The organism is Roseobacter sp. OBYS 0001, assembly GCF_019654895.1.
In the GTDB taxonomy this organism is placed as follows: Bacteria; Pseudomonadota; Alphaproteobacteria; order Rhodobacterales; family Rhodobacteraceae; genus Roseobacter; species Roseobacter litoralis.
Window position 1 is genome coordinate 39,989 of the sequence record NZ_BPES01000006.1, and the last position, 19,573, is coordinate 59,561.

20 protein-coding genes are annotated in these 19,573 nt (G+C 57.8%); 14 read left to right on the plus strand and 6 right to left on the minus strand.

The features are described from left to right. Window positions 1-19 precede the first annotated feature (19 nt). On the minus strand, window positions 20-1,801 hold the full coding sequence (locus K5Q35_RS13380) for an acyl-CoA dehydrogenase C-terminal domain-containing protein (RefSeq protein WP_220799914.1): 1,782 nt from the start codon (window positions 1,799-1,801) through the stop codon (window positions 20-22). Between the two features lie 36 nt (window positions 1,802-1,837). Next, window positions 1,838-2,239 (minus strand): MerR family DNA-binding transcriptional regulator, encoded by a 402-nt coding sequence (locus K5Q35_RS13385; RefSeq protein WP_174270212.1) that lies wholly within the window; start codon window positions 2,237-2,239, stop codon window positions 1,838-1,840. A 219-nt stretch (window positions 2,240-2,458) separates the two neighbouring features. On the opposite strand from K5Q35_RS13385, the gene K5Q35_RS13390 reads away from it, so the two are divergent. Both K5Q35_RS13390 and K5Q35_RS13395 read left to right on the plus strand, forming a co-directional pair. After that, on the plus strand, window positions 2,459-3,205 hold the full coding sequence (locus tag K5Q35_RS13390) for a LuxR family transcriptional regulator (RefSeq protein ID WP_013960440.1): 747 nt from the start codon (window positions 2,459-2,461) through the stop codon (window positions 3,203-3,205). Window positions 3,206-3,279: 74 nt separating this feature from the next. Further along, window positions 3,280-3,525: a hypothetical protein gene (locus K5Q35_RS13395; RefSeq protein WP_220799915.1), complete on the plus strand. Its 246-nt coding sequence runs from the start codon at window positions 3,280-3,282 to the stop codon at window positions 3,523-3,525. On the opposite strand, the gene K5Q35_RS13400 is transcribed toward K5Q35_RS13395, so the two are convergent. Continuing rightward, complete coding sequence (locus K5Q35_RS13400; RefSeq protein WP_013960442.1) at window positions 3,522-3,893, minus strand: MerR family DNA-binding transcriptional regulator; 372 nt, start codon at window positions 3,891-3,893, stop codon at window positions 3,522-3,524. The genes K5Q35_RS13395 and K5Q35_RS13400 overlap by 4 nt on opposite strands. 129 nt (window positions 3,894-4,022) lie before the next feature. Here K5Q35_RS13400 and K5Q35_RS13405 point away from each other — a divergent pair, with 129 nt between their 5' ends. From K5Q35_RS13405 to K5Q35_RS13415, 3 genes are read left to right on the plus strand one after another with little or no spacing between them, the layout of a single operon-like run. After that, window positions 4,023-4,445: a PaaI family thioesterase gene (locus tag K5Q35_RS13405; RefSeq protein WP_013960443.1), complete on the plus strand. Its 423-nt coding sequence runs from the start codon at window positions 4,023-4,025 to the stop codon at window positions 4,443-4,445. Then, window positions 4,442-4,960: a PaaI family thioesterase gene (locus K5Q35_RS13410; protein ID WP_220799916.1), complete on the plus strand. Its 519-nt coding sequence runs from the start codon at window positions 4,442-4,444 to the stop codon at window positions 4,958-4,960. Before K5Q35_RS13405 ends, K5Q35_RS13410 begins: the two co-directional genes overlap by 4 nt. Further along, the gene (locus tag K5Q35_RS13415; RefSeq protein WP_220799917.1) at window positions 4,950-6,290 is read left to right on the plus strand and encodes an MATE family efflux transporter; all 1,341 of its coding nucleotides are present in this window, start codon (window positions 4,950-4,952) and stop codon (window positions 6,288-6,290) included. Before K5Q35_RS13410 ends, K5Q35_RS13415 begins: the two co-directional genes overlap by 11 nt. On the opposite strand, the gene K5Q35_RS13420 is transcribed toward K5Q35_RS13415, so the two are convergent. Beyond that, the gene (locus tag K5Q35_RS13420) at window positions 6,287-7,339 is read right to left on the minus strand and encodes a quinone-dependent dihydroorotate dehydrogenase (protein ID WP_220799918.1); all 1,053 of its coding nucleotides are present in this window, start codon (window positions 7,337-7,339) and stop codon (window positions 6,287-6,289) included. The genes K5Q35_RS13415 and K5Q35_RS13420 overlap by 4 nt on opposite strands. Further along, the gene (locus K5Q35_RS13425; protein ID WP_220799919.1) at window positions 7,336-7,686 is read right to left on the minus strand and encodes a DUF952 domain-containing protein; all 351 of its coding nucleotides are present in this window, start codon (window positions 7,684-7,686) and stop codon (window positions 7,336-7,338) included. The genes K5Q35_RS13420 and K5Q35_RS13425 overlap by 4 nt, the downstream gene beginning before the upstream one ends. 124 nt (window positions 7,687-7,810) lie before the next feature. Between K5Q35_RS13425 and K5Q35_RS13430 the strand changes: the two genes are divergently transcribed. Both K5Q35_RS13430 and K5Q35_RS13435 read left to right on the plus strand, forming a co-directional pair. Next, complete coding sequence (locus K5Q35_RS13430) at window positions 7,811-9,367, plus strand: bifunctional UDP-sugar hydrolase/5'-nucleotidase (protein ID WP_220799920.1); 1,557 nt, start codon at window positions 7,811-7,813, stop codon at window positions 9,365-9,367. Window positions 9,368-9,470: 103 nt separating this feature from the next. Continuing rightward, window positions 9,471-10,136 (plus strand): SOS response-associated peptidase, encoded by a 666-nt coding sequence (locus K5Q35_RS13435; RefSeq protein ID WP_220799921.1) that lies wholly within the window; start codon window positions 9,471-9,473, stop codon window positions 10,134-10,136. Between the two features lie 276 nt (window positions 10,137-10,412). Here the strand turns inward: K5Q35_RS13435 and K5Q35_RS13440 are convergent, their stop codons facing one another. Next, entirely contained in the window at window positions 10,413-11,300 is an 888-nt protein-coding gene (locus tag K5Q35_RS13440) for a LysR substrate-binding domain-containing protein (protein ID WP_220799922.1), read from the minus strand. Window positions 11,301-11,407: 107 nt separating this feature from the next. Here K5Q35_RS13440 and K5Q35_RS13445 point away from each other — a divergent pair, with 107 nt between their 5' ends. The 7 genes from K5Q35_RS13445 to hisD all read left to right on the plus strand — a co-directional run bounded on the left by K5Q35_RS13445 (window position 11,408) and on the right by hisD (window position 19,494). Further along, window positions 11,408-12,631: an acyl-CoA dehydrogenase gene (locus K5Q35_RS13445; protein WP_220799923.1), complete on the plus strand. Its 1,224-nt coding sequence runs from the start codon at window positions 11,408-11,410 to the stop codon at window positions 12,629-12,631. Between the two features lie 300 nt (window positions 12,632-12,931). Continuing rightward, window positions 12,932-13,987: an ABC transporter ATP-binding protein gene (locus K5Q35_RS13450; RefSeq protein WP_220799924.1), complete on the plus strand. Its 1,056-nt coding sequence runs from the start codon at window positions 12,932-12,934 to the stop codon at window positions 13,985-13,987. A gap of 81 nt (window positions 13,988-14,068) precedes the next feature. Next, window positions 14,069-15,289: an ABC transporter substrate-binding protein gene (locus tag K5Q35_RS13455; RefSeq protein ID WP_220799925.1), complete on the plus strand. Its 1,221-nt coding sequence runs from the start codon at window positions 14,069-14,071 to the stop codon at window positions 15,287-15,289. A gap of 122 nt (window positions 15,290-15,411) precedes the next feature. After that, on the plus strand, window positions 15,412-16,437 hold the full coding sequence (locus K5Q35_RS13460; protein WP_220799926.1) for a carbohydrate ABC transporter permease: 1,026 nt from the start codon (window positions 15,412-15,414) through the stop codon (window positions 16,435-16,437). Next, window positions 16,437-17,594: a carbohydrate ABC transporter permease gene (locus tag K5Q35_RS13465; protein ID WP_013960455.1), complete on the plus strand. Its 1,158-nt coding sequence runs from the start codon at window positions 16,437-16,439 to the stop codon at window positions 17,592-17,594. The genes K5Q35_RS13460 and K5Q35_RS13465 overlap by 1 nt, the downstream gene beginning before the upstream one ends. Before the next feature lie 28 nt (window positions 17,595-17,622). Beyond that, window positions 17,623-18,153, plus strand: coding sequence for an ester cyclase (locus K5Q35_RS13470; protein WP_220799927.1), 531 nt, complete (start codon window positions 17,623-17,625; stop codon window positions 18,151-18,153). Between the two features lie 12 nt (window positions 18,154-18,165). Then, the gene (gene hisD, locus K5Q35_RS13475; protein ID WP_220799928.1) at window positions 18,166-19,494 is read left to right on the plus strand and encodes a histidinol dehydrogenase; all 1,329 of its coding nucleotides are present in this window, start codon (window positions 18,166-18,168) and stop codon (window positions 19,492-19,494) included. The last annotated feature ends 79 nt before the right edge of the window (window positions 19,495-19,573 follow it).

The window sequence follows — 19,573 nt, forward strand, 5'->3', positions numbered from 1 at the left end:
TGCCCCCCGGCTGTACGCTTCAGAAATTCGCCGCATCCAGCGCCATGACCGTATATGCCCCGGATTGGATGCGACTTAGATGCAGGGCTGTGGCTGGCAATTGGCGCGCCATGTAATAGCGACCGGTCGCCAGTTTCGTTTCATAAAACGCGGTGTCCGATGCGCCTGCGGCCAGTGCATCCTGCGCGGCTTTGCCCATTTTTGCCCACATCAGTGCGAGACAAACGTGGCCAAACATATGCATGAAATCATACGATCCCGAGAGCGCATTGTTGGGGTTTTTCATCCCGTTCTGCATGAAATACATGCCCGCTGCCTGCAAATCTTTTGAGGCAGCTTTCAGTGGCTCCAGAAACGCGCGGTCATACTCCGCGTCTTGTCCTGCGTTGTCCTTGATATAGGTTTTAACCAGATCAAAGAACGCCATCACATGCTTGCCACCGTCCTGCGCGAGCTTGCGCCCGACGAGATCGAGTGCCTGAACGCCGTTGGCCCCTTCATAGATCATGGCGATCCGCGCATCACGGGTGAACTGGGACATGCCCCATTCCTCGATGTAGCCGTGCCCGCCATAGACCTGCTGTGCCTTGATGGTCATGTCATAGCCCTGATCGGTTAGGAACCCCTTGATCACCGGCGTCAGCAGCGAAACGAGACCGTCAGCGTCCTTGTCCTGCGAGCGATGTGCCGCGTCGATCATTGTGGCCCCCCAGAGCATGAAAGCGCGCGCCCCTTCGACAAAGCTCTTTTGATCCATGAGGGAGCGACGGATGTCAGGATGTACGATCAGCGGGTCGGCGGGACCGTCCGGGTTCTTTTCACCGGTCACATCGCGCCCCTGCAGCCGGTCCTTGGCGTATTCCAGCGCGTTTTGATACGCGGCTTCGGCCTGACTCATGCCTTGCATGCCCACGCCCAGACGCGCTTCGTTCATCATGGTGAACATGGCGCGCATGCCCTTGTGCTCTTCGCCCAACAGGTAGCCCGTCGCGCCATCGTAGTTCATGACGCAGGTAGAGTTGCCATGGATGCCCATCTTTTCTTCGATCTTACCCACGGCAACAGCGTTGCGCTCTCCGAGGGAGCCGTCATCTTTAACGATGAATTTGGGCACGATGAACAGCGACACACCTTTGATGCCCTCGGGGCCGCCGGGTATTTTGGCCAGCACAAGGTGAATGATGTTGCTGGACATGTCGTGTTCGCCCGCCGAGATGAAGATCTTTTGCCCGGTCAGGGTGTAGCTACCGTCGGCTTGTGGTTCCGCCTTGGTGCGCATCAGGCCCAGATCCGTACCGCAATGCGGTTCGGTCAGATTCATCGTCCCGGTCCATTCACAGGATACCATGTTCGGCAGATAGGTCTCTTTTTGTGCCTGCGACCCATGCGCCAGAATGGCCGAGGCTGCACCATGCGTCAGCCCCTGATACATCGTGAACGCCATGTTGGAGGAGGAAAACATCTCTCCCACGGCGGTGCCGATGACACAGGGCATATTCTGCCCGCCGTATTCCTCGGGCATATCAAGGCCCGGCCAGCCGCCTTCGCGGACCTGATCAAACGCAGCCTTGAAGCCGGTGGGCGTGCGCACCACACCGTTTTCCAGGGTGCAGCCTTCCGTGTCGCCTACCGTGTTAAGCGGCGCGAGCACGCCGGTCGCGAGCTTGCCCGCCTCCTCCAGAATGGCAGAGGTAAAATCCGCCTCGAGGTCTTCATACCCCGGAATAGGTTGTCCGACGACATTCAGCACATTGTGCAGTACGAACTGCATATCTTTGGTTGGCGCGGTGTAGCTTGGCATTTTTTCTCTCCCTGAAAACTGCGGGTATCGGGTCGTTTACTGGGCGGCGTCTTTATGCTCGAGCATGGATTCAACCATGTCTTCGCCCCATTTCAATTGCTCGGTCAGATCAGCGATCGCGTCATTCAACTCGTCCCGGCGCAGGATCAGATCGTCGAGGCGGTCGCGCGCCACTTCGATTGCGCGGCTCAACTGCGTCTGCTGCTGGTCGCCCATGTCATAGAGATCGAGCAACTGGCGGATCTCTTCAAGGCTGAATCCAAACCGCTTTCCGCGCAGGATAAGTTTGAGACGCGCCCGATCACGTCGCGTGAACAGGCGTTTTTGTCCCTCTCTGATCGGGAACAAAAGCTCTTTGGCTTCATAAAACCGCAGGGTGCGGGGTGTGACATCAAAGACGTCGCACATTTGGCGGATTGTCATATTTTCTTGTGTCATCTTTACCATCATTTTTCGTCAGAATGATCCAAACCTAAGAACGTGTGCTGGTGCTACAATAGGAGCACAGGTTTACGTAACCGAGACGTTGCGTCACTTTAGGAGCGCTTTGATTTCCCGTTAAGCGGCATTTCTTTGCAGTTTTTTCTATTATGTGTTGAAATGCGTTATTGGAAACTGCAATTCAACGACCTCTGGTTTGTGAAGGAAAAAGCGTCAATGGCTGAATTTCGGACGTTGAATGATTTTGTATCCTGCTGTCGCGACACAAAAAGTGTGACCGATCTTTGGCGCAATGCGTTGGATTTCTTCTATGCGCGAAAAATAAAAATGGTCAGCTATCATAGTGATGATGCGCAACTGCCGGGGTCCAAACCTCTGGGTATTGTTTCGGATGGCTTTCCCGAGGGATGGGTTTGCGAATACCTGGAGTCGGAGCTTTTTCGGGTTGATCCTATACCACAACTGGCGTCGATTTTGTCTCGACCGTTTCGCTGGTCAGAAGCGCCCAAGTTGATGCGGCTTTCCCAAGAAGGCGAACGGTATATGCAAACTCTTGCCGACTCCGGGCTTGGTGACGGGGTGGCAATGCAGGTCTATGGCCCCAATATGCGCAATGCCTATGTCGGACTTGGCTTTGGCGAGCATGATCCAAACCTGACATCGGACGAAATATTTGAACTGCAATGTGCTGCACAGATCGCGCATATTCGATATTGCGAATTGACTGAATACCGCCAGCGCACGGCTGATACCTTGTCGCCACGTGAAGTCGAAATACTGCAGTGGATTGCACGCGGTAAGAGCAATTCTGTTATCGCCGAAATCCTCGGTATATCGCGGCACACGGTGGACACGATCACCCGACGTATTTTTGAAAAACTGGATGTGAACGACAGAACGACAGCGGCCATTCGCGGTTTGGGGTCCGGGCTGGTTCGACACAGGCGGGGTGCCGTAGTGTAACGTAGTCGCGTGACAGACGCGCCATTGCCACCGGTATAGAGAGGCGTTTCTAGTATACGGTGAGTGGATTAATTATGAAAACCGAGAAAAAAATAGCCCAAATTGTATTCTGCGCTGCGGATACAGTAACGGGAGCCAATATTCCTGATGCCCCGCGTGAGGGTTCGATAAGGCTGCGCCAAGCTGCCAAGCTGGTCGAATCAACGGCGTACGATTCGGCGGGGGATCATCCGACGTCGGTGGTGTCCCAGTTGATCATGGCTGCTGCCAATCTGGAAAGGCTGGCGCAGGCTTTGGAGCGCAATGGCGAATGCCCTTAGCGTTTTAAAGCGGCTGCCGTGGTATCGCGCAGCCGCTTTAATTCCGCGATGGCGTCATCGAGCTGGGCGCGCTCTTCTGCCAACTGCGCCAACTGACCGTCGGCAAGCGCGATCCATTTGCGCATCTGCGCGTCGGTGCCCTCATTCTCATAGATCAAAAGCCACTGCCGGATATCTTCGAGCTGAAAGCCGAATTTCCGACCGCGCAGGATCAGCTTCATCCGTGCGCGTTCGCGCGGTCCGTAAAAACGTGAGCGTCCTTCACGATCTGGCTGCAGCAGTTCAATATACTCATAATAGCGCAGCGTGCGCGGTGTGACGTCGAATTCGGCGCACATCTCTTTGAACGTCAAGCGGTCCGATGTCATTGCGGCTCTCTCCCTTGGGTTCAGGCTAGGGCGCAAAAGACGCGAGCGCAACACTCCCCCTTGCTCTTGGTGACACACTGCTGTGATAAAGGAGCCCAGACACACAGGACCAACGAGGCGGAGCCGGAGATGGCGGAGAAAGATGCAATCGCAAGGCAATTCGTGGAGGCGATTCCGCATAGTAAAGCTCTGGGCATGCGGCTGACGGACATGGGCGACGGGATGGCAGCGATTGAGATGCCATATGATCCTAAACTGGTCGGCGATCCTGAAACCGGCGTGATCCACGGAGGCGCGGTTTCTGCGCTCATGGATACGTGCTGCGGGGCGGCAGTGATGTGCCATCCCGATAACGGGGGCGGCACCGCAACGATTGATTTGCGGATCGACTACATGCGTGCCGCGACGCCGGGTCAGAAAATCACAGCGCAGGCGGTATGCTATCACATGACAAGGACTGTGGCCTTTGTCAGGGCGACCGCCACAGACGAAGATACAGAAAACCCCGTGGCCGCTGCCACCGGCGCGTTTATGGTGGAGAACAGACGATGAGAGCCCCGCGGCGTGCCCCCGAACCGGTTCAGGTCATCAAGCAAAGACGGGATGCGACGCTGCGTGCTCTGGTAGATGGCGTGCCCTATATCCAATTTCTCGGCATTGAGTTCGAGCGGCGCGGAGATGAATTAACGGGCATCTTACCCTTTGACCAAAAACTGATCGGAAATCCGCTACTGCCTGCAATCCACGGTGGGGTCACTGCCGCTTTTCTCGAAGTGAGCGCCATCATCACGCTGAGTTGGACCTTCCTGTGGGAAGACGTGGAATCAGGTGCAATAGACGCCAAGGGATTGGCCAGTGGTGGCATGCCCCGCTTGCCAAAAACCATCGATATATCCACGGATTATTTAAGGTCGGGACTGCCGCGCGACGCCTATGCACGGGCGCGTATCGTTCGGTCAGGTCGGCGTTATGCCTCTGTGCATGTTGAGGCTTGGCAAGACAACCGCGACCGTCTTTTCGCGCAAGCCACAGGTCATTTTCTGATGCCGGACCGTCGTGACGCCTGATCCTGTATCCTCTGCACGCGATGAAATCAGCCACAGACGCGTTCTGAAAATTGCCCTGCCCATTGTGTTATCAAATGCAACGGTTCCGATTTTGGGCGCTGTTGACGTCGGTGTCGTTGGGCAAATGGGCGAAGCGGCACCGATAGGTGCCGTGGCGTTGGGTGCGATCATCCTGTCCACGATCTACTGGATTTTCGGTTTTTTGCGCATGGGGACTGTTGGGCTGGTGGGGCAGGCCGAAGGGGCAGGCGACAAGGCCGAAGTGTCCGCATGGCTGACACGCGCATTGGTCGTGGCCCTTGCGGGCGGTGTGCTGCTGATTATCTTGCAGCCGCTGATCTTCTGGTCCGCGCTGCGGCTGGCGCCTGCCAGTGACGAGGTGGAAAGCCTCGCGCGCCAGTATCTGGCAATCCGCATCTGGACAGCGCCTGCCGCGATTGCGGTTTTTGCCCTCACCGGCTGGCTGGTCGCGATGGAAAAGACGGCGGGCGTCTTTTGGGTTCAACTCACGATGAATGGCGTCAATGTGGTGCTGGATCTGGTTTTTGTGCTGGTGCTCGACTGGGGTGTTCCGGGTGTCGCAGCGGCAACCGTCATTGCTGAGATTACTGGCTGCGCCTTGGGTCTTTGGTTTTGCCGTGCGGCCTTTAAACGCCCGGATTGGCGCGACTGGCCTCGTATTTTCGACCGCACCAAGCTGATCCGCATGGCGTTTTTGAACACGGATATTTTTCTGCGCTCGCTGATGCTGATGATCATCTTTTCGTCCTTTGTCTTTATTGGCGCGCGTTTTGGAGATGTGACGCTGGCCGCCAATGAAATGCTCATCCAGTTCATGTATATCACGGCCTATGCGATGGATGGTTTCGCCTTTACAGCGGAAACGCTGATCGCGCGGGCCTATGGTCTGGGTAAACGCAGCCATGTGCGGCGCAGCGTCATCGTGACCTCGTTCTGGGGGATGGTTGTCTGTGTCACCACTGCTTTGGGCTTTGCGCTGGCCGGGGGCTGGATCATTGACGTGATGGCCAAGGATGCCGATGTGCAGCGTGTCGCGCGCGAATTCCTGCCCTATATGATCGCCGCGCCCATTGTAGGCTGCGCGGCATGGATGCTTGATGGCATTTTTATTGGGGCGACGCGGGGTCGTGACATGCGCAACATGATGGCGCTTAGTTTTGCGTCATATTGGCTTGCAATCCTCGTGCTTTTGCCGATCTGGGGCAATCACGGGCTTTGGGTGGCCTTGCTGATCTCTTTTGCGGTGCGTGGCCTTACATTGGGCGCACGGTACCCAGCCCTTGAACGCCACGCGAGCAAGGCAGGTTAGGCCGCGTTCAGCCAGCGGTCGCGATCCGTGCCACAGGCCTCTGCCACGGATGCAAACCCGTCGCGTGCAAGCAGATCATCAAGGTCGCGGACGATGTCGCCAACCAGCGACAGCCCGCCATAGACCAACCCTGTGTACAGCTGCACCGCAGTGGCACCGGCGCGGATTTTGGCGTAGGCCTGCGCGCCGCTGGCGACACCGCCTACCCCGATCAGGGGCAAGTCTGTTGCTGCGGAAAGCTGTGCGAGCACGCGCGTTGATGTCTCAAAAAGGGGCTGGCCAGACAACCCGCCCGCCTGCGTTTTATGGGGCCCATGCAAACCATCGCGATCCAACGTGGTGTTTGTTGCGATGATCGCATCCACGCCCGCGTTCTGCGCAACGGTGGCAATATCGCGGATCTCGGGCAGGGTCAGGTCCGGCGCGATTTTCAGAAACACCGGAATGTCGCCCCGCACGTCCATCACGCCTTCAAGCAGCGCGGCAAGGGCGGCGGGCCCTTGCAGGTCGCGCAGTTTCTCGGTGTTGGGCGAGGAGACATTGACCGTCGCGAAAGACACATGCGCTTTGAAGCGCTGCATCACAACGGCGAAATCGGCGGCGCGGTCCTCGCTGGTCTTGTTCGCGCCGAGATTGATGCCGACGGGCACAGCGCATTCTGCGTTTGTCAGTCGCCCGGCGATGGCGTCCATCCCATCGTTGTTGAACCCAAAGCGGTTGATGGCGGCGGCGTCTTGCTTGAGGCGGAACAGGCGTGGCTTTGGATTGCCGGGTTGGGGCAGGGGCGTGGCCGCGCCCACCTCAATGAACCCGAAACCAGCCTTGCCAAGCGGGCCAACGGCTTGGGCATTCTTGTCAAAGCCCGCCGCCAGCCCGACCGGATTTGCCAGATCCATGCCTGCCAAGCGCACGCGCAGACGGTCCGATGTGATCGGCCCCGGCTGACTGGCAAGCCCCGCATTGAGCGCTGCAAGGGCAAGGCCGTGCGCCTTTTCCGGGTCCATGTTCTGCAAAACCGCAAGGCCTGCCTTTTCGGCGAGCCGTTTCATGCGGTGGCCTCGTCCAGCCCGGCTGGAAACTGGTGCACGCCATCCACGAGGGGCAACGGCACCGCCCAGAGGACATCATCAAGGCGCAGCTTGCGGTATAGATGCGGGAACCGCTGATCGCCCCGCGACACCTCCCATTTCAGGTCGGCGCCTAATTTTTCAGCATCCACCGCCAATAGGTACAAATCCGACGCATCGGCAAAGTGTTTCGCGGCTGTTTCCCCGGCCTGTTGCGCGGTCGAGAAATGCACATATCCATCCGCGATATCGATGGGCGCACCGGCCGTTTCGCCCGCGTTTTGCAGCGCTTCCCATTCAGAGGCGCGGAATATTTTCAAAATGATCATATGAGCCTGATGCCCCGGCACTGGCGCGCGGTCAAGACCATGCGCACACCCGCGCCGATTGACCCTTTGACACGTCGCGGCCTGCAGGTCACGATGTGGCAAATGTCCATCTAGGGGGAAAATGATGAAACGATTCCTGAGTGCGACCGCTGCACTTGCCGTGACCACCGGTATGGCGGCGGCGGAATACAACCTGACCATTCTGCACACCAACGATTTCCACGCGCGGTTCGAGCCGATCAGTCGATTTGACAGCGGCTGCTCTGGTGAGGATGACGCCGAAGGCAAGTGCTTTGGTGGTTCTGCCCGCCTTGTGACGGCCATTGCGGATGCCAAAGCGCGCAGTGACAACGCGATCCTCGTGGATGGGGGCGACCAGTTTCAGGGCACGCTGTTCTACACCTATTACAAGGGCGCGCTTGCGGCCGAGATGATGAACAAGATGGGCTATGACGCGATGACCGTGGGCAACCACGAATTCGATGACGGGCCCGAGGTTTTGCGCGGCTTTATCGATGCTGTGGACTTTCCTGTGCTGATGTCGAATGCGGATGTCACGCGTGAACCGCTGCTGGCGGAAACCCTGCCCAAGTCTGTGGTGATCGAACGCGGGGGTGAGCGTCTGGGCCTGATCGGACTGACCCCACAGGACACGGACGAGCTGGCCTCGCCGGGGGATAACATCACCTTCTCCGATCCGGTGGCCGCCGTTCAGGAACAGGTTGACCTGCTGACCGCAGACGGTGTGAACAAGATCATCGTGCTGAGCCATTCGGGCTACGGCGTGGATCAGCGCGTGGCCGCTGAAACAACCGGTGTTGATGTGATCGTCGGGGGGCATTCCAACAGCCTTTTGTCCAACACGAATGAAGACGCCGTTGGTCCCTACCCAACGATGGTGGGAGATACGGCGATTGTGCAGGCCTATGCCTTTGGCAAGTTTCTGGGCGAATTGAATGTGACCTTTGATGATGAAGGCACCCTTGTCCGTGCCGTGGGCGAACCGCTGATCATGGATGCGACCGTGACAGCGGATGAAGCGACCGTTGCGCGTATCGTCGAGGCGGCACTGCCGCTGGATGAAATCAGAAACACCGTTGTCGCCGATGCGGCGGAGGCGATTGTCGGTGAACGGGATGCCTGTCGCGCCCGCGAATGCGAAATGGGCAACCTGATTGCGGATGCGATGCTGGCCCGGGTGCAGGATCAGGGCGTTGAGATTGCCTTGCAGAACGGCGGCGGTATTCGCGCCAGCATTGACGCCGGTGAAGTGACCAAGGGCGAAGTGCTGACGGTGCTGCCGTTTCAGAACACGCTGAGTACCTTCAAGGTCACCGGTGCCACCATCGTCGCGGCGCTGGAAAACGCGGTCAGCCAGCATGAGGAGGGCGCGGGTCGTTTCCTGCAGGTGGCGGGGATCAGCTATGCCTTTGACGTGTCACAGCCCGCAGGCAGCCGGATCAGCGACGTGATGGTGGGCGGTGCGCCGATTGATCTGGAAAAACTCTATGGCGTGGTTTCAAACGATTATGTCCGCAACGGCGGCGACGGGTTTGATATGTTCAAGACCGCGCAGGATGCCTATGACTTCGGCCCCGATCTTGCAGATGTCACGGCGGAATATATGGCGGCGAATGCCCCCTACACGCCCTATCTGGACGGTCGCATTACGGCCAAGTAATGCACGCCGTTGCCTGAATAGATCCATGCGCCCGGGTATTTCTCGGGCGTATGCCTTTGCAATTCAGCCCATTTTGACCCAAACCGCGTAACAGGTAGCACGCATGTGTGGACGTTTTTCCATTACCCTGCCCACTGACGCGATGGCGCAATTGTTCGCGGCCCAGCCGGACAATGACCTTCCGGATGTGCCCAACTACAACGTGTGTCCGACCAACAACATCCACGTCATTACGGGCGATGCTTCAGGGCAAAGGCGGCTGTCGTCCATGCGCTGGGGGTTTTTGCCCCATTGGTACAAGCAAACCAACGATGGCCCGCTGCTGATCAACGCGCGTGCCGAGACGATTGCAGAGAAACCTGCTTTTCGTGAGGCTGTGCGCCAGCGGCGCGCATTGGTTGTCACGACCGGTTTTTATGAGTGGACCAAGACAGAGGACGGTGCCCGCGACCCTTGGTTCATGACCCCATCGGGGGGTGGCGCCTGTGTCATGGCGGCGGTCTGGCAAAACTGGACCGGCCCGGACGGAGAGGCACTGCGCAGTGTGGCGTTGGTAACGACTGCGGCCAATCAAACGATGGCGCGTATTCATCATCGGATGCCGGTGATCCTTGAGCCCGAGGATTGGCCTCTATGGCTCGGTGAAGCGGGTCACGGGGCCGCAACCCTGATGCGGGCGGCACCTGATAATGCGCTAGAGGTTTTTCGTGTCGATCGCGCGGTCAATTCCAACCGTGCTTCCGGCCCTCAACTGATCGCGCCGATCTAGCTGATGCTCATCCGCCTTTGAACCATCGGTTCCGGCTGTATCCTTTTGCACACCGCTGAGTGGGACGTCGCAAGGGGTCACTAAAAACGCGTGAACTGGTTAAACAATCAAACACCCTCGATCCGTCCCACCCAAGGAGTGGACATCCAGTGCATAAAGGCGAATTGCGACAGAAACGCGCCGCGACCGTGGCGTGCTGGCGTCATTGTCAAACCGCTCCCGTTTCCACGCGTAAAATTCATCTTCATGCAGGTGTCCAAAGTGGTCGGATATGACCTATGAACGGGCTTGCTTGCGCAGCCAGGTGCGGAAAGACGTCAAACTATGGCTTTCTTCGCGGTCTTTTGGCCACACGAGGAAATAACTGCCGATGCTCTGATTGGTATGTGGCGAGGCCAGAACCAACTGGCCGCTGTTCAGGAAGGGGTCCGCGACAAAGGTCGGCAGCAGCGCGACCCCTAATCCATGCACGGCCGCCTGCGCCATGGTGGAAAATTGATCAAAAACCATGCCTGGAGGCAGTGAGGCGTCAATATCGAGTGAGCGCAACCACCGCACCCAACCCCGTGGCCGGGTCTCCAGATGCATCAGGTCATGGGACAGAATACCGCGCGGATCGCTCAGCGGCGTTGCAATCAGGGAGGGCGCGCATACCGCCACCACGGTCTCTGGCATGAGCGGCAGGTAGTCCGCTGCTGGCCAGTCTTCGCGCCCGAAATGGATAGCGGCATCAAAATGCGTATCCCGAAAGTCAAACGGGGCCAGCCGGGTGGACAGATTGACGGTGACCTCCGGGTGGGTCTGGGCGAAGTCCTGCAGCCGGGGTGCCAGCCAATGCATGCCGAAAGCGGGTAGGATCGACAGGTTGAGCGCCCCACCGCGCGCATCCGTCCGCACGGCAACAGAAGCGCGGGTCAGATGTTGCAGGATTATGCGGACCTCTTTCACATAAGCCGCACCGCGGGCGGTCAGCACCAATTGCCGTCCGCGCCGTTCAAAGAGTTCGATACCCAATTGCCCTTCAAGGGCTTTGAGTTGCCGGCTCACAGCGCTTTGGGTCAGCGACAATTCTGCCGCCGCGTCGGTTGCGCTGCCCAAACGCGCTACAGCTTCGAAACAGGTCAGCGCATTGGTAGAGGGGAGAAATCGGCGCGCAGGTTGCATATGAGTTATTCTCATGGATAACAGAATAAAGCCTCGTTAGCCTTTTGGTCCGTAACTTGCAATAATGCACCCAAGCAAACGCCGATATGACGCCGAAAGGAAAACCGATGAACGTTGAAACCCCGATACTGAAAGCCAAAGATGCCCCTGATCTGGCCGGATTTGACTGGTCTGATCCTTTCCGCATGACCGATCAGCTGCACGAAGATGAGCGGATGATTCAGGAAAGCGCTGCGGCCTATGCGCAGGAAAAGCTGCAGCCGCGTGTGATCGACGCCTATGAGAACGAAACAGTTGCGCCTGAGATTTTCAAGGAAATGGGCGATATGGGGCTCCTTGGGATCACGCTCCCCGAAGAGTACGGGGGTTTGGGTGGCTCCTACGTGGCCTACGGTCTTGTCGCGCGCGAGATTGAGCGGGTCGATTCGGGGTATCGGTCGATGATGTCCGTGCAATCCTCTTTGGTGATCTATCCGATTTACGCATATGGCACTGAAGCACAGCGTCAGAAATACCTTCCCAAGCTGTGTTCGGGGGAATCGATTGGCTGTTTTGGCCTGACAGAGCCGGACGCTGGGTCTGACCCCGCCGGGATGAAGACGCGCGCCGAAAAGACACCAACCGGGTACAAGTTGACCGGGTCGAAAATGTGGATTTCGAATTCACCGATCGCCGACGTTTTCGTGATCTGGGCGAAGTCTGAAGCGCATGGCGGCAAAATTCGCGGCTTCGTTCTTGAAAAGGGCATGACCGGGCTGTCCGCACCCAAGGTGGGTAACAAACTGAGCCTGCGTGCCTCGGTCACCGGCGAAATCGTGATGGATGGTGTTGAAGTTGGCGAAGACGCACTGTTGCCGAATGTGCAGGGTCTGAAGGGTCCGTTCGGGTGCCTGAACCGCGCACGGTACGGCATCAGCTGGGGTGTCATGGGTGCTGCGGAATTCTGCTGGCATGCGGCGCGGCAATACGGCCTGGACCGTCACCAGTTCGGCAAGCCGCTCGCGGGCACGCAGTTGTTCCAGAAAAAGCTGGCGGATATGCAGACCGAAATCGCACTTGGCTTGCAGGGCTCTTTGCAAGTGGGGCGTTTGATGGACAGCGCGCAGGCGGCCCCTGAAATGATCAGCATCATGAAGCGCAACAATTGTGGTAAGGCGCTGGATGTCGCGCGCATGTCCCGTGACATGCATGGCGGAAATGGCATCAGCGGAGAGTTTCAGGTCATCCGCCACATGATGAACCTTGAGACCGTCAATACCTATGAGGGCACACATGACATTCATGCGCTGATCCTTGGGCGTGCCCAAACGGGTGTGCAGGCGTTCTTCTAGACATAACGGCGCTTGGTTCGTCTGATTTGACGGCAGCCAAGGCGCATTGATTCGCCTATTGCGAGTGCTTGGATGCCGTTCACCGGGGTGAGCGGCATCAGCTTTTCTGTGACCTGCTTTTACAAACGGTCGCCACGCGCAAGCGGAAGTTTCATGGGTAACAGTCTATAAAACAAGCAGGAAATTCATTTCTAGCTTGCATTTGCACACGTGTGCAAAAAAGTCTTGCCAAAGATGGGGTCAGGTGACTAGCGTCACAGAGCAGCCGGTTTCGGTTCGCGGCGTCATCAGGGGGACAAGATGGCTGAGATACAACTGCGCAACGTAAACAAGCGGTGGGGAAGCTTTGTTGGCGTTGATAATTTCAACCTGACCATCGCCGATCAGGAGTTTCTGGTGCTTTTGGGCCCCTCGGGGTGTGGAAAGACCACAACCATGCGCATGATTGCCGGGCTCGAAGACGCGACGGAGGGCGACATCGTGATTGACGGGCAGGTGGTGAATGACCTTGACCCGAAAGACCGTGATGTCGCCATGGTGTTCCAGTCCTACGGGCTTTACCCGAACATGAACGTTTATGAGAACATCCGCTTCCCGCTGAAGGTGCGCAAGGTCCCCGAGGGGGAGCATGATGAACGCGTGCGCCGCGCCTCTGCCATGGTGGAACTGGACGATTTCCTGCACCGCAAGCCCGCTGAACTGTCGGGGGGTCAGCGGCAGCGTGTGGCCCTTGCACGGGCGATTGTCCGGGAACCGAATGTGTTCCTGATGGATGAGCCGCTGTCCAATCTGGATGCGAAACTCAGGGTGTCGACGCGGGCGCAGATCAAGAACCTCAGCCACGAGTTGAAGGTGACGACCGTCTACGTCACCCATGATCAGATCGAGGCGATGACGCTGGCGGACCGTGTCGTCGTGATGAAGCAGGGCAAGGTGCAGCAGGTCGGCACGCCGACGGAAATCTATGACAATCCGGCCAATACCTTTGTGGCCAGTTTCATCGGCAGCCCCGCCATGAACCTGATGGATGGCGAGATGACCGGCGGCACCTTTGTGGGCGCGCATGTGGAGATCAGCGGTCTGCCCGGTCCAGATGGCCCTGCGACACTGGGGTTCCGCGCAGAAGATGCGACTTTGTCCGAGGATGGGTCAGGTCAGATCACAGCGCCGATTTACACGATTGAACTGCTGGGGGATGCGACGATGCTCACCGTTCGGGCAGGCGGTCAGCTTGTTTCCGTCAAGGCGCACAAAGAGTTTCGGGCGCAGATTGGTGATATGATCTCCTTTGTCGTGCCCCCGACCATTTGTCATTTGTTTGACAAAGACACCGGGACGCGGCGCGCCGCATCCTGACGAAAACGTCCGATCAAGGACCAAATATAGGGTGCAGCCTTGCAAGATGCACCCAACGCAACCGCAACAGGGAGTTTGCATATGTTTTTGAAGAGAATTGCTTTGGCGGGTGCCATCTCGCTTTTGGGAAGCGCAGCATTTGCCGCCTGCTCGTTCGAGAATGAGGTGCCGATCAAGTCGTTGAGCGCTGGTTTTGAAGCATGGAAAGCCGTTACGGACGCGATGGCGGAATGCGGCAATTTTCAGGCTGAACTGGATCAGGAATTTCGTACCAAGCAGCCCGCGGCCTTTGAGGCAAATCCAGCGCTTTATCAGATCGGGGGCGTGTCAAACGGGACGATCACGCCACTTTTGAATTCAGGCACAATCCGTCCGCTGGACGATCTGGTGGCCAAATATGGCCAGAACCTCAGCCCGAACCAACTCATCCGCGTGAACGGGCAGATCATGGCGGTCGCCATGATGGTGAACACGCAGCACCTGATGTATCGCTCGGATATTCTGGCAGACCTTGGCATCGAAACGCCCACGTCTTGGGATGAGATCTATGCTGCGGCCGAAAAGATCAAGGCTGCCGGTGTTGTCGACTACCCTTTGGGTGCGACAATGAAATCGGGCTGGAACATCGCGCAGGAATTCGTGAACATGTATCCCGGCTTTGGCGGTGATTTCTTTAATGATGACAACACGGCCGCGGTAAACTCAGAAGCCGGACTCAAGGCTCTGGCGACCATGAAAAAAGCGCTGGAATATACAGATCCCGAAGTTCTGGTCAGTGACAGCACCTACGTGCAGCAGCAATTCCAGCAAGGCAAGATCGCCATGGCCAACCTGTGGTCAAGTCGCGCCGGGGCGATGAATGACGCAGCCGAAAGCCAGGTGGTGGGCAAAGTGGCCATGGCCGCAGCGCCCGTCGCAATGGAAGGTGGGGCACCCGCCACGACACTATGGTGGGATGGCATCGTCATTGCCAAAAACATCTCTGACGAAGAGGCGGATGCGGCGTTCCGCGTTGCGATGGAGGGCCTCGATGCAGAAACGGTGCAGGGTGCAAATGAAGCTGCAATCTGGCTGGTTCAAGGGTATGAACCGACAGAAATTGCTGCAGGTGCAATTGCCACAGCGAGTGCAAATCCGGCACCCCCTGCATATCCATCCACAACACAGATGGGCCTGATGCACACGGCTCTGGGCAATGAGTTGCCCGCGTTTCTGACCGGCGAACGTGATGCACAGGCGACGCTTGAAGCGATCGAGGAAGCCTACACGATCTCAGCCAGAGAAGCGAACGTACTGGAGTAATCCAAGGGCTGGCCGGGGGCGTCCCGGCCAGCCGTCACGTCTTCAGTTTCATCAAGAGGAAAAACTCTGCTTGACGAAGCCGAACGAGCTGAAAGCCTGGGACCCGCAGCGAGGAAAATGCTATGAAGTTCAAAACACTTGCAGCCTTTGTTGGCCCATCCATCTTTATGATGCTGCTGTTCATCGCGGCACCTCTGCTGTCCGTTTTTATTCAGAGCTTTCAGGAAACCATCACAATACAAGAGCAGATCGAGGTGGAAACCTGCACGCCCGGTTTTGTGACCCAAACCTGCACAACCGAGATCAAGACCGTTCCGGTTCTGGATGACAACGGGAAGACGATCACCGAGACCCGCTGGGTTGGTTTGCAGAGTTATCAGAACGTGCTGCAGATGGATAAGTTCTGGGAAGCTGTCGGCAACGGCAGCTGGAACGACATCATGCAGATCGATTTCTGGAAGGCCCTGCGCTTTACGCTGTCCTTCACATTGCTGACCTTGCCTCTGGTCATCGGCGTGGGACTGCTGATCGCGCTGACGGTGAACAACGCCGCGCGCTCGATACGGGGGCCGGTGATCTTTGTATCGCTGTTGCCGTTCATCATCACGCCCGTGATCGGGTCGCTGTCGATCTACTGGCTGTTCGTGGGAGATGGTATCCTCACTTCCATGATGGAGCGTTGGACGGGAACCAACATCTCGATGTTCGCGCAGGCGTGGACGATCGAGGTGCTGATGTATTTCTACAGGGTCTGGCATGTTGCGCCCTTTGCCTTTGTGATTTTCTATGCCGGGCTGCAAACGGTGAATATGGATACGCTGGAAAGTGCCGTGATTGACGGTGCCAGCCGGTGGGAACGGTTGCGCCATGTCATCATTCCACACCTGATGCCGCTGATCGTTTTCATCGCGCTGATCCACTTGATGGACTGCTACCGCGTGTTCGAAGAGATCGTCGGCTTCCGGTCGCAGGCGCATGTGATTTCACTGCAATGGCTGACCTATGACTTCATGACGCCGGACGATGCGGGCAACCGTGCGATCTCTCGCGCCTCTGCTTCGGCCATGCTGACGATGATCGGGATCGTATTCTTGTTGATCCTGCCGCTGCGCCGCACATGGCGCGACCACAAAGGGAGTGCGCACTGATGTCTACCTCCAAGGCCATGCAGCAGTCGTTTGCGCTGCGCTTTTCGTCCGGTGCCTTTCTGGCGTTCTGGTGTCTGCTCGCGGCGTTTCCGATCTTCTGGATCGCGATCATGAGCTTCAAATCCCCCGTGGATGCCTTTGCGGCAAGCCCTTGGGATGTCATCACGGGACCGGCCACGCGCGCGAACGGCGACGGCCTGTCGGTGCTGGACATCGTGGTCGGGCTGGCGGTTTTGTATTTCGCCATCCGATGGGCCTTTACCCGCTTGCCGGGGCTGGTGCAGCAATATTGTCCACCGGGCATGATTGCCTTGGGCTGGATTTTCGGCGCGGTGATCTATGCGGTTGCCTTTGTGCTGATTTTCTTTGGGCTCCTGCCGCTGATCCTCGGGGCGGTGAACGGGCTGCTGGGGCCGCTGGGCACACCCGTTCTGGGGCTGACGACCGAACACTATGTGGCCGTCTGGGCCGAGAACGAATTCTACCGCAATTTCCTGAACTCGATGCTGGTCACGGCGGGGGTGGTCACTGTTTCGCTGACGGTCGGCACGCTGGCGGGCTATGGTCTGGCGCGCTCCGGCTCTGATCTGGCCTTCTGGCTGCTGATCCTTGCGCTGGTCTTTCGTGCGTTGCCGCACTCGGTGCTGGTGGCGGGGTATTTGCCGGTGTTCATCAATTCTTCCGAAATCCTGCGCCCGATTTTCGGTGAAGGCGCCCCGACGCTTTATGGCCAGCCCTGGGCGGTGATTGCGGTCCTTGTCGCGATCAACCAGCCGTTCACCATCTGGATGCTGCGGTCCTTCTTTCAGAACATTCCGGCGGAACTGGACGAGGCGGCGCGCGTCGATGGATGTTCGCATTTTCAGGCATTTCGCCGTGTGATCATGCCGGTGATGTGGCCCGGCGTTATCACAACGGGTCTGTTTTCATTCCTGCTGGGGTACAATGACTTTCTGGTGACATCGCTGCTGCTGGATGCCCAGAACCAGACGATGGTTCCGGCCATTGCAGGCTATTTCAACCGCGAAACGACAACCACCGATCAGGTCGAGGCAGTCGCCGCTGCGGTCTCGATCACAGCGCCGTTGTTTTTGCTGGTCATGGTGTTCCAGCGCCAGATTGTTTCGGGCCTGACCGCCGGCGCGGTCAAAGGATGACCCTGTGCTCATTTCAAAGAGGTGACAAATGAAGGGTTTACGCCCCGAACAAGCGGTTCTGAGCCGCGACACGGATATGTCCAAAACGGACGCGACGCGCGCTGCAATCGAAGGCATGGTGGATGGTTTGAACGACCACCGCATTGACGATATCGGAGCCTTTTTTGCCGAGAGCTTTCGATGGATGGGCAATCAGGGCTGCGGCACAAAGGACGGTTTGCGCGCGTTTCAGGACAACTGGCAACGACCGTTTCAGGCGGCCTTTTCCGATAAGATCTGCGTGGATGAGGCGCGGCTTTACATGGGCGAATGGGCTGCTGCCTTTGGCCGCCAGGAAGCGACACATTCAGGTCCCTTCATGGGGATTGCGGCCACAGGCAAGCGCGTGGAAATCCGGTATATGGACTTCTGGAAGGTCGAAGAGGGCAAGATCACCGACAATTGGGTAATGGTCGATTTTCCTCATGTGCTGGCCCAATTGGGCAAGGACGTCTTTGACGGTGAGGGTTGGGAGGCGTTCGATCGCGGTGAAAAAACACCGCCGCGACCCGAACAGTGAGGAGAGAGAAATATGGCGATTGAGTATCTGAAACGCGGCAAGCCGGATGCGGAGCGTGCTGACGATGATGCCAGAACCCGTGCGGCTGTTGAAGCGATACTGGCGGATATCGAAGCGCGTGGCGATGCGGCCGTGCGGGAGTTGAGCGAGAAGTTCGACGGCTATTCACCGGCTGCGTTTCGTCTGAGTGCTGTGGAAATTGACGATCTGATCGCGCAGCTCAGCCCGCGCGAGATGGAAGACATACGCTTTGCGCAGGAACAGGTGCGCAACTTTGCGCAGGCCCAACGCGACAGCATGCGCGACATCGAAATCGAAACGATGCCGGGCGTCATTCTGGGTCACAAGAACATCCCGGTTCAATCGGTCGGCTGCTATGTGCCGGGCGGTAAGTTCCCCATGGTGGCATCCGCGCATATGTCGGTCGCCACGGCGAGCGTGGCAAAAGTGCCGCGCATCATCGCCTGCACGCCGCCCTTCAAGGGCAAACCGAATCCGGCGGTGATTGCGGCCATGCATCTGGGCGGTGCGCATGAGATTTACGTCATGGGTGGCATTCAGGCGGTGGGGGCCATGGCCATCGGGACCGACACGATTGAGCCTGTGCATATGATTGTCGGCCCCGGCAACGCCTTTGTCGCCGAAGCGAAACGCCAGCTTTTTGGCCGCGTGGGCATCGATCTGTTTGCCGGGCCAACCGAAACGATGGTGATTGCCGATGACACGGTGGATGCCGAGATGTGCGCGACGGACCTTTTGGGGCAGGCGGAACATGGCTATAATTCACCTGCGGTTTTGCTGACGAATTCGCGCAAGCTGGCCGATGCGACATTGGCCGAGATTGAGCGTATTCTGACCATCCTGCCCACAGCGGACACTGCGCGGGTCAGTTGGAACGATTACGGCGAGGTCATCCTGTGCGACACTTACGACGAAATGCTGACGGTGGCCGATGATATCGCATCGGAACATGTGCAGGTCATGACCGACCGCGATGACTGGTTTCTGGACAAGATGACCTGCTATGGCGCGCTGTTTCTGGGGCCGCGCACGAATGTGGCAAATGGCGACAAGGTCATCGGCACCAATCACACCCTGCCGACGAAAAAGGCGGGGCGCTACACAGGCGGCCTTTGGGTCGGCAAATTCCTCAAGACGCATAGCTATCAAAAGATCCTGACCGATGAGGCGGCAGCAGAAATCGGGGCTTATGGGTCACGCCTGTGCATGCTCGAAGGGTTCGTGGGTCACGCAGAGCAGTGCAACCTGCGTGTCCGGCGCTATGGTGGCCAGAATGTGCCCTACGGGACGGGCGCGCCTGCAAAGGAAGCGGCGGAATAAAACCGAATGAACCGCACTCAGGCAACCATTGCAAAGGCGCTGCATCTCATCTGCTGCGTGTCATCAGGTGTCTGCCTGT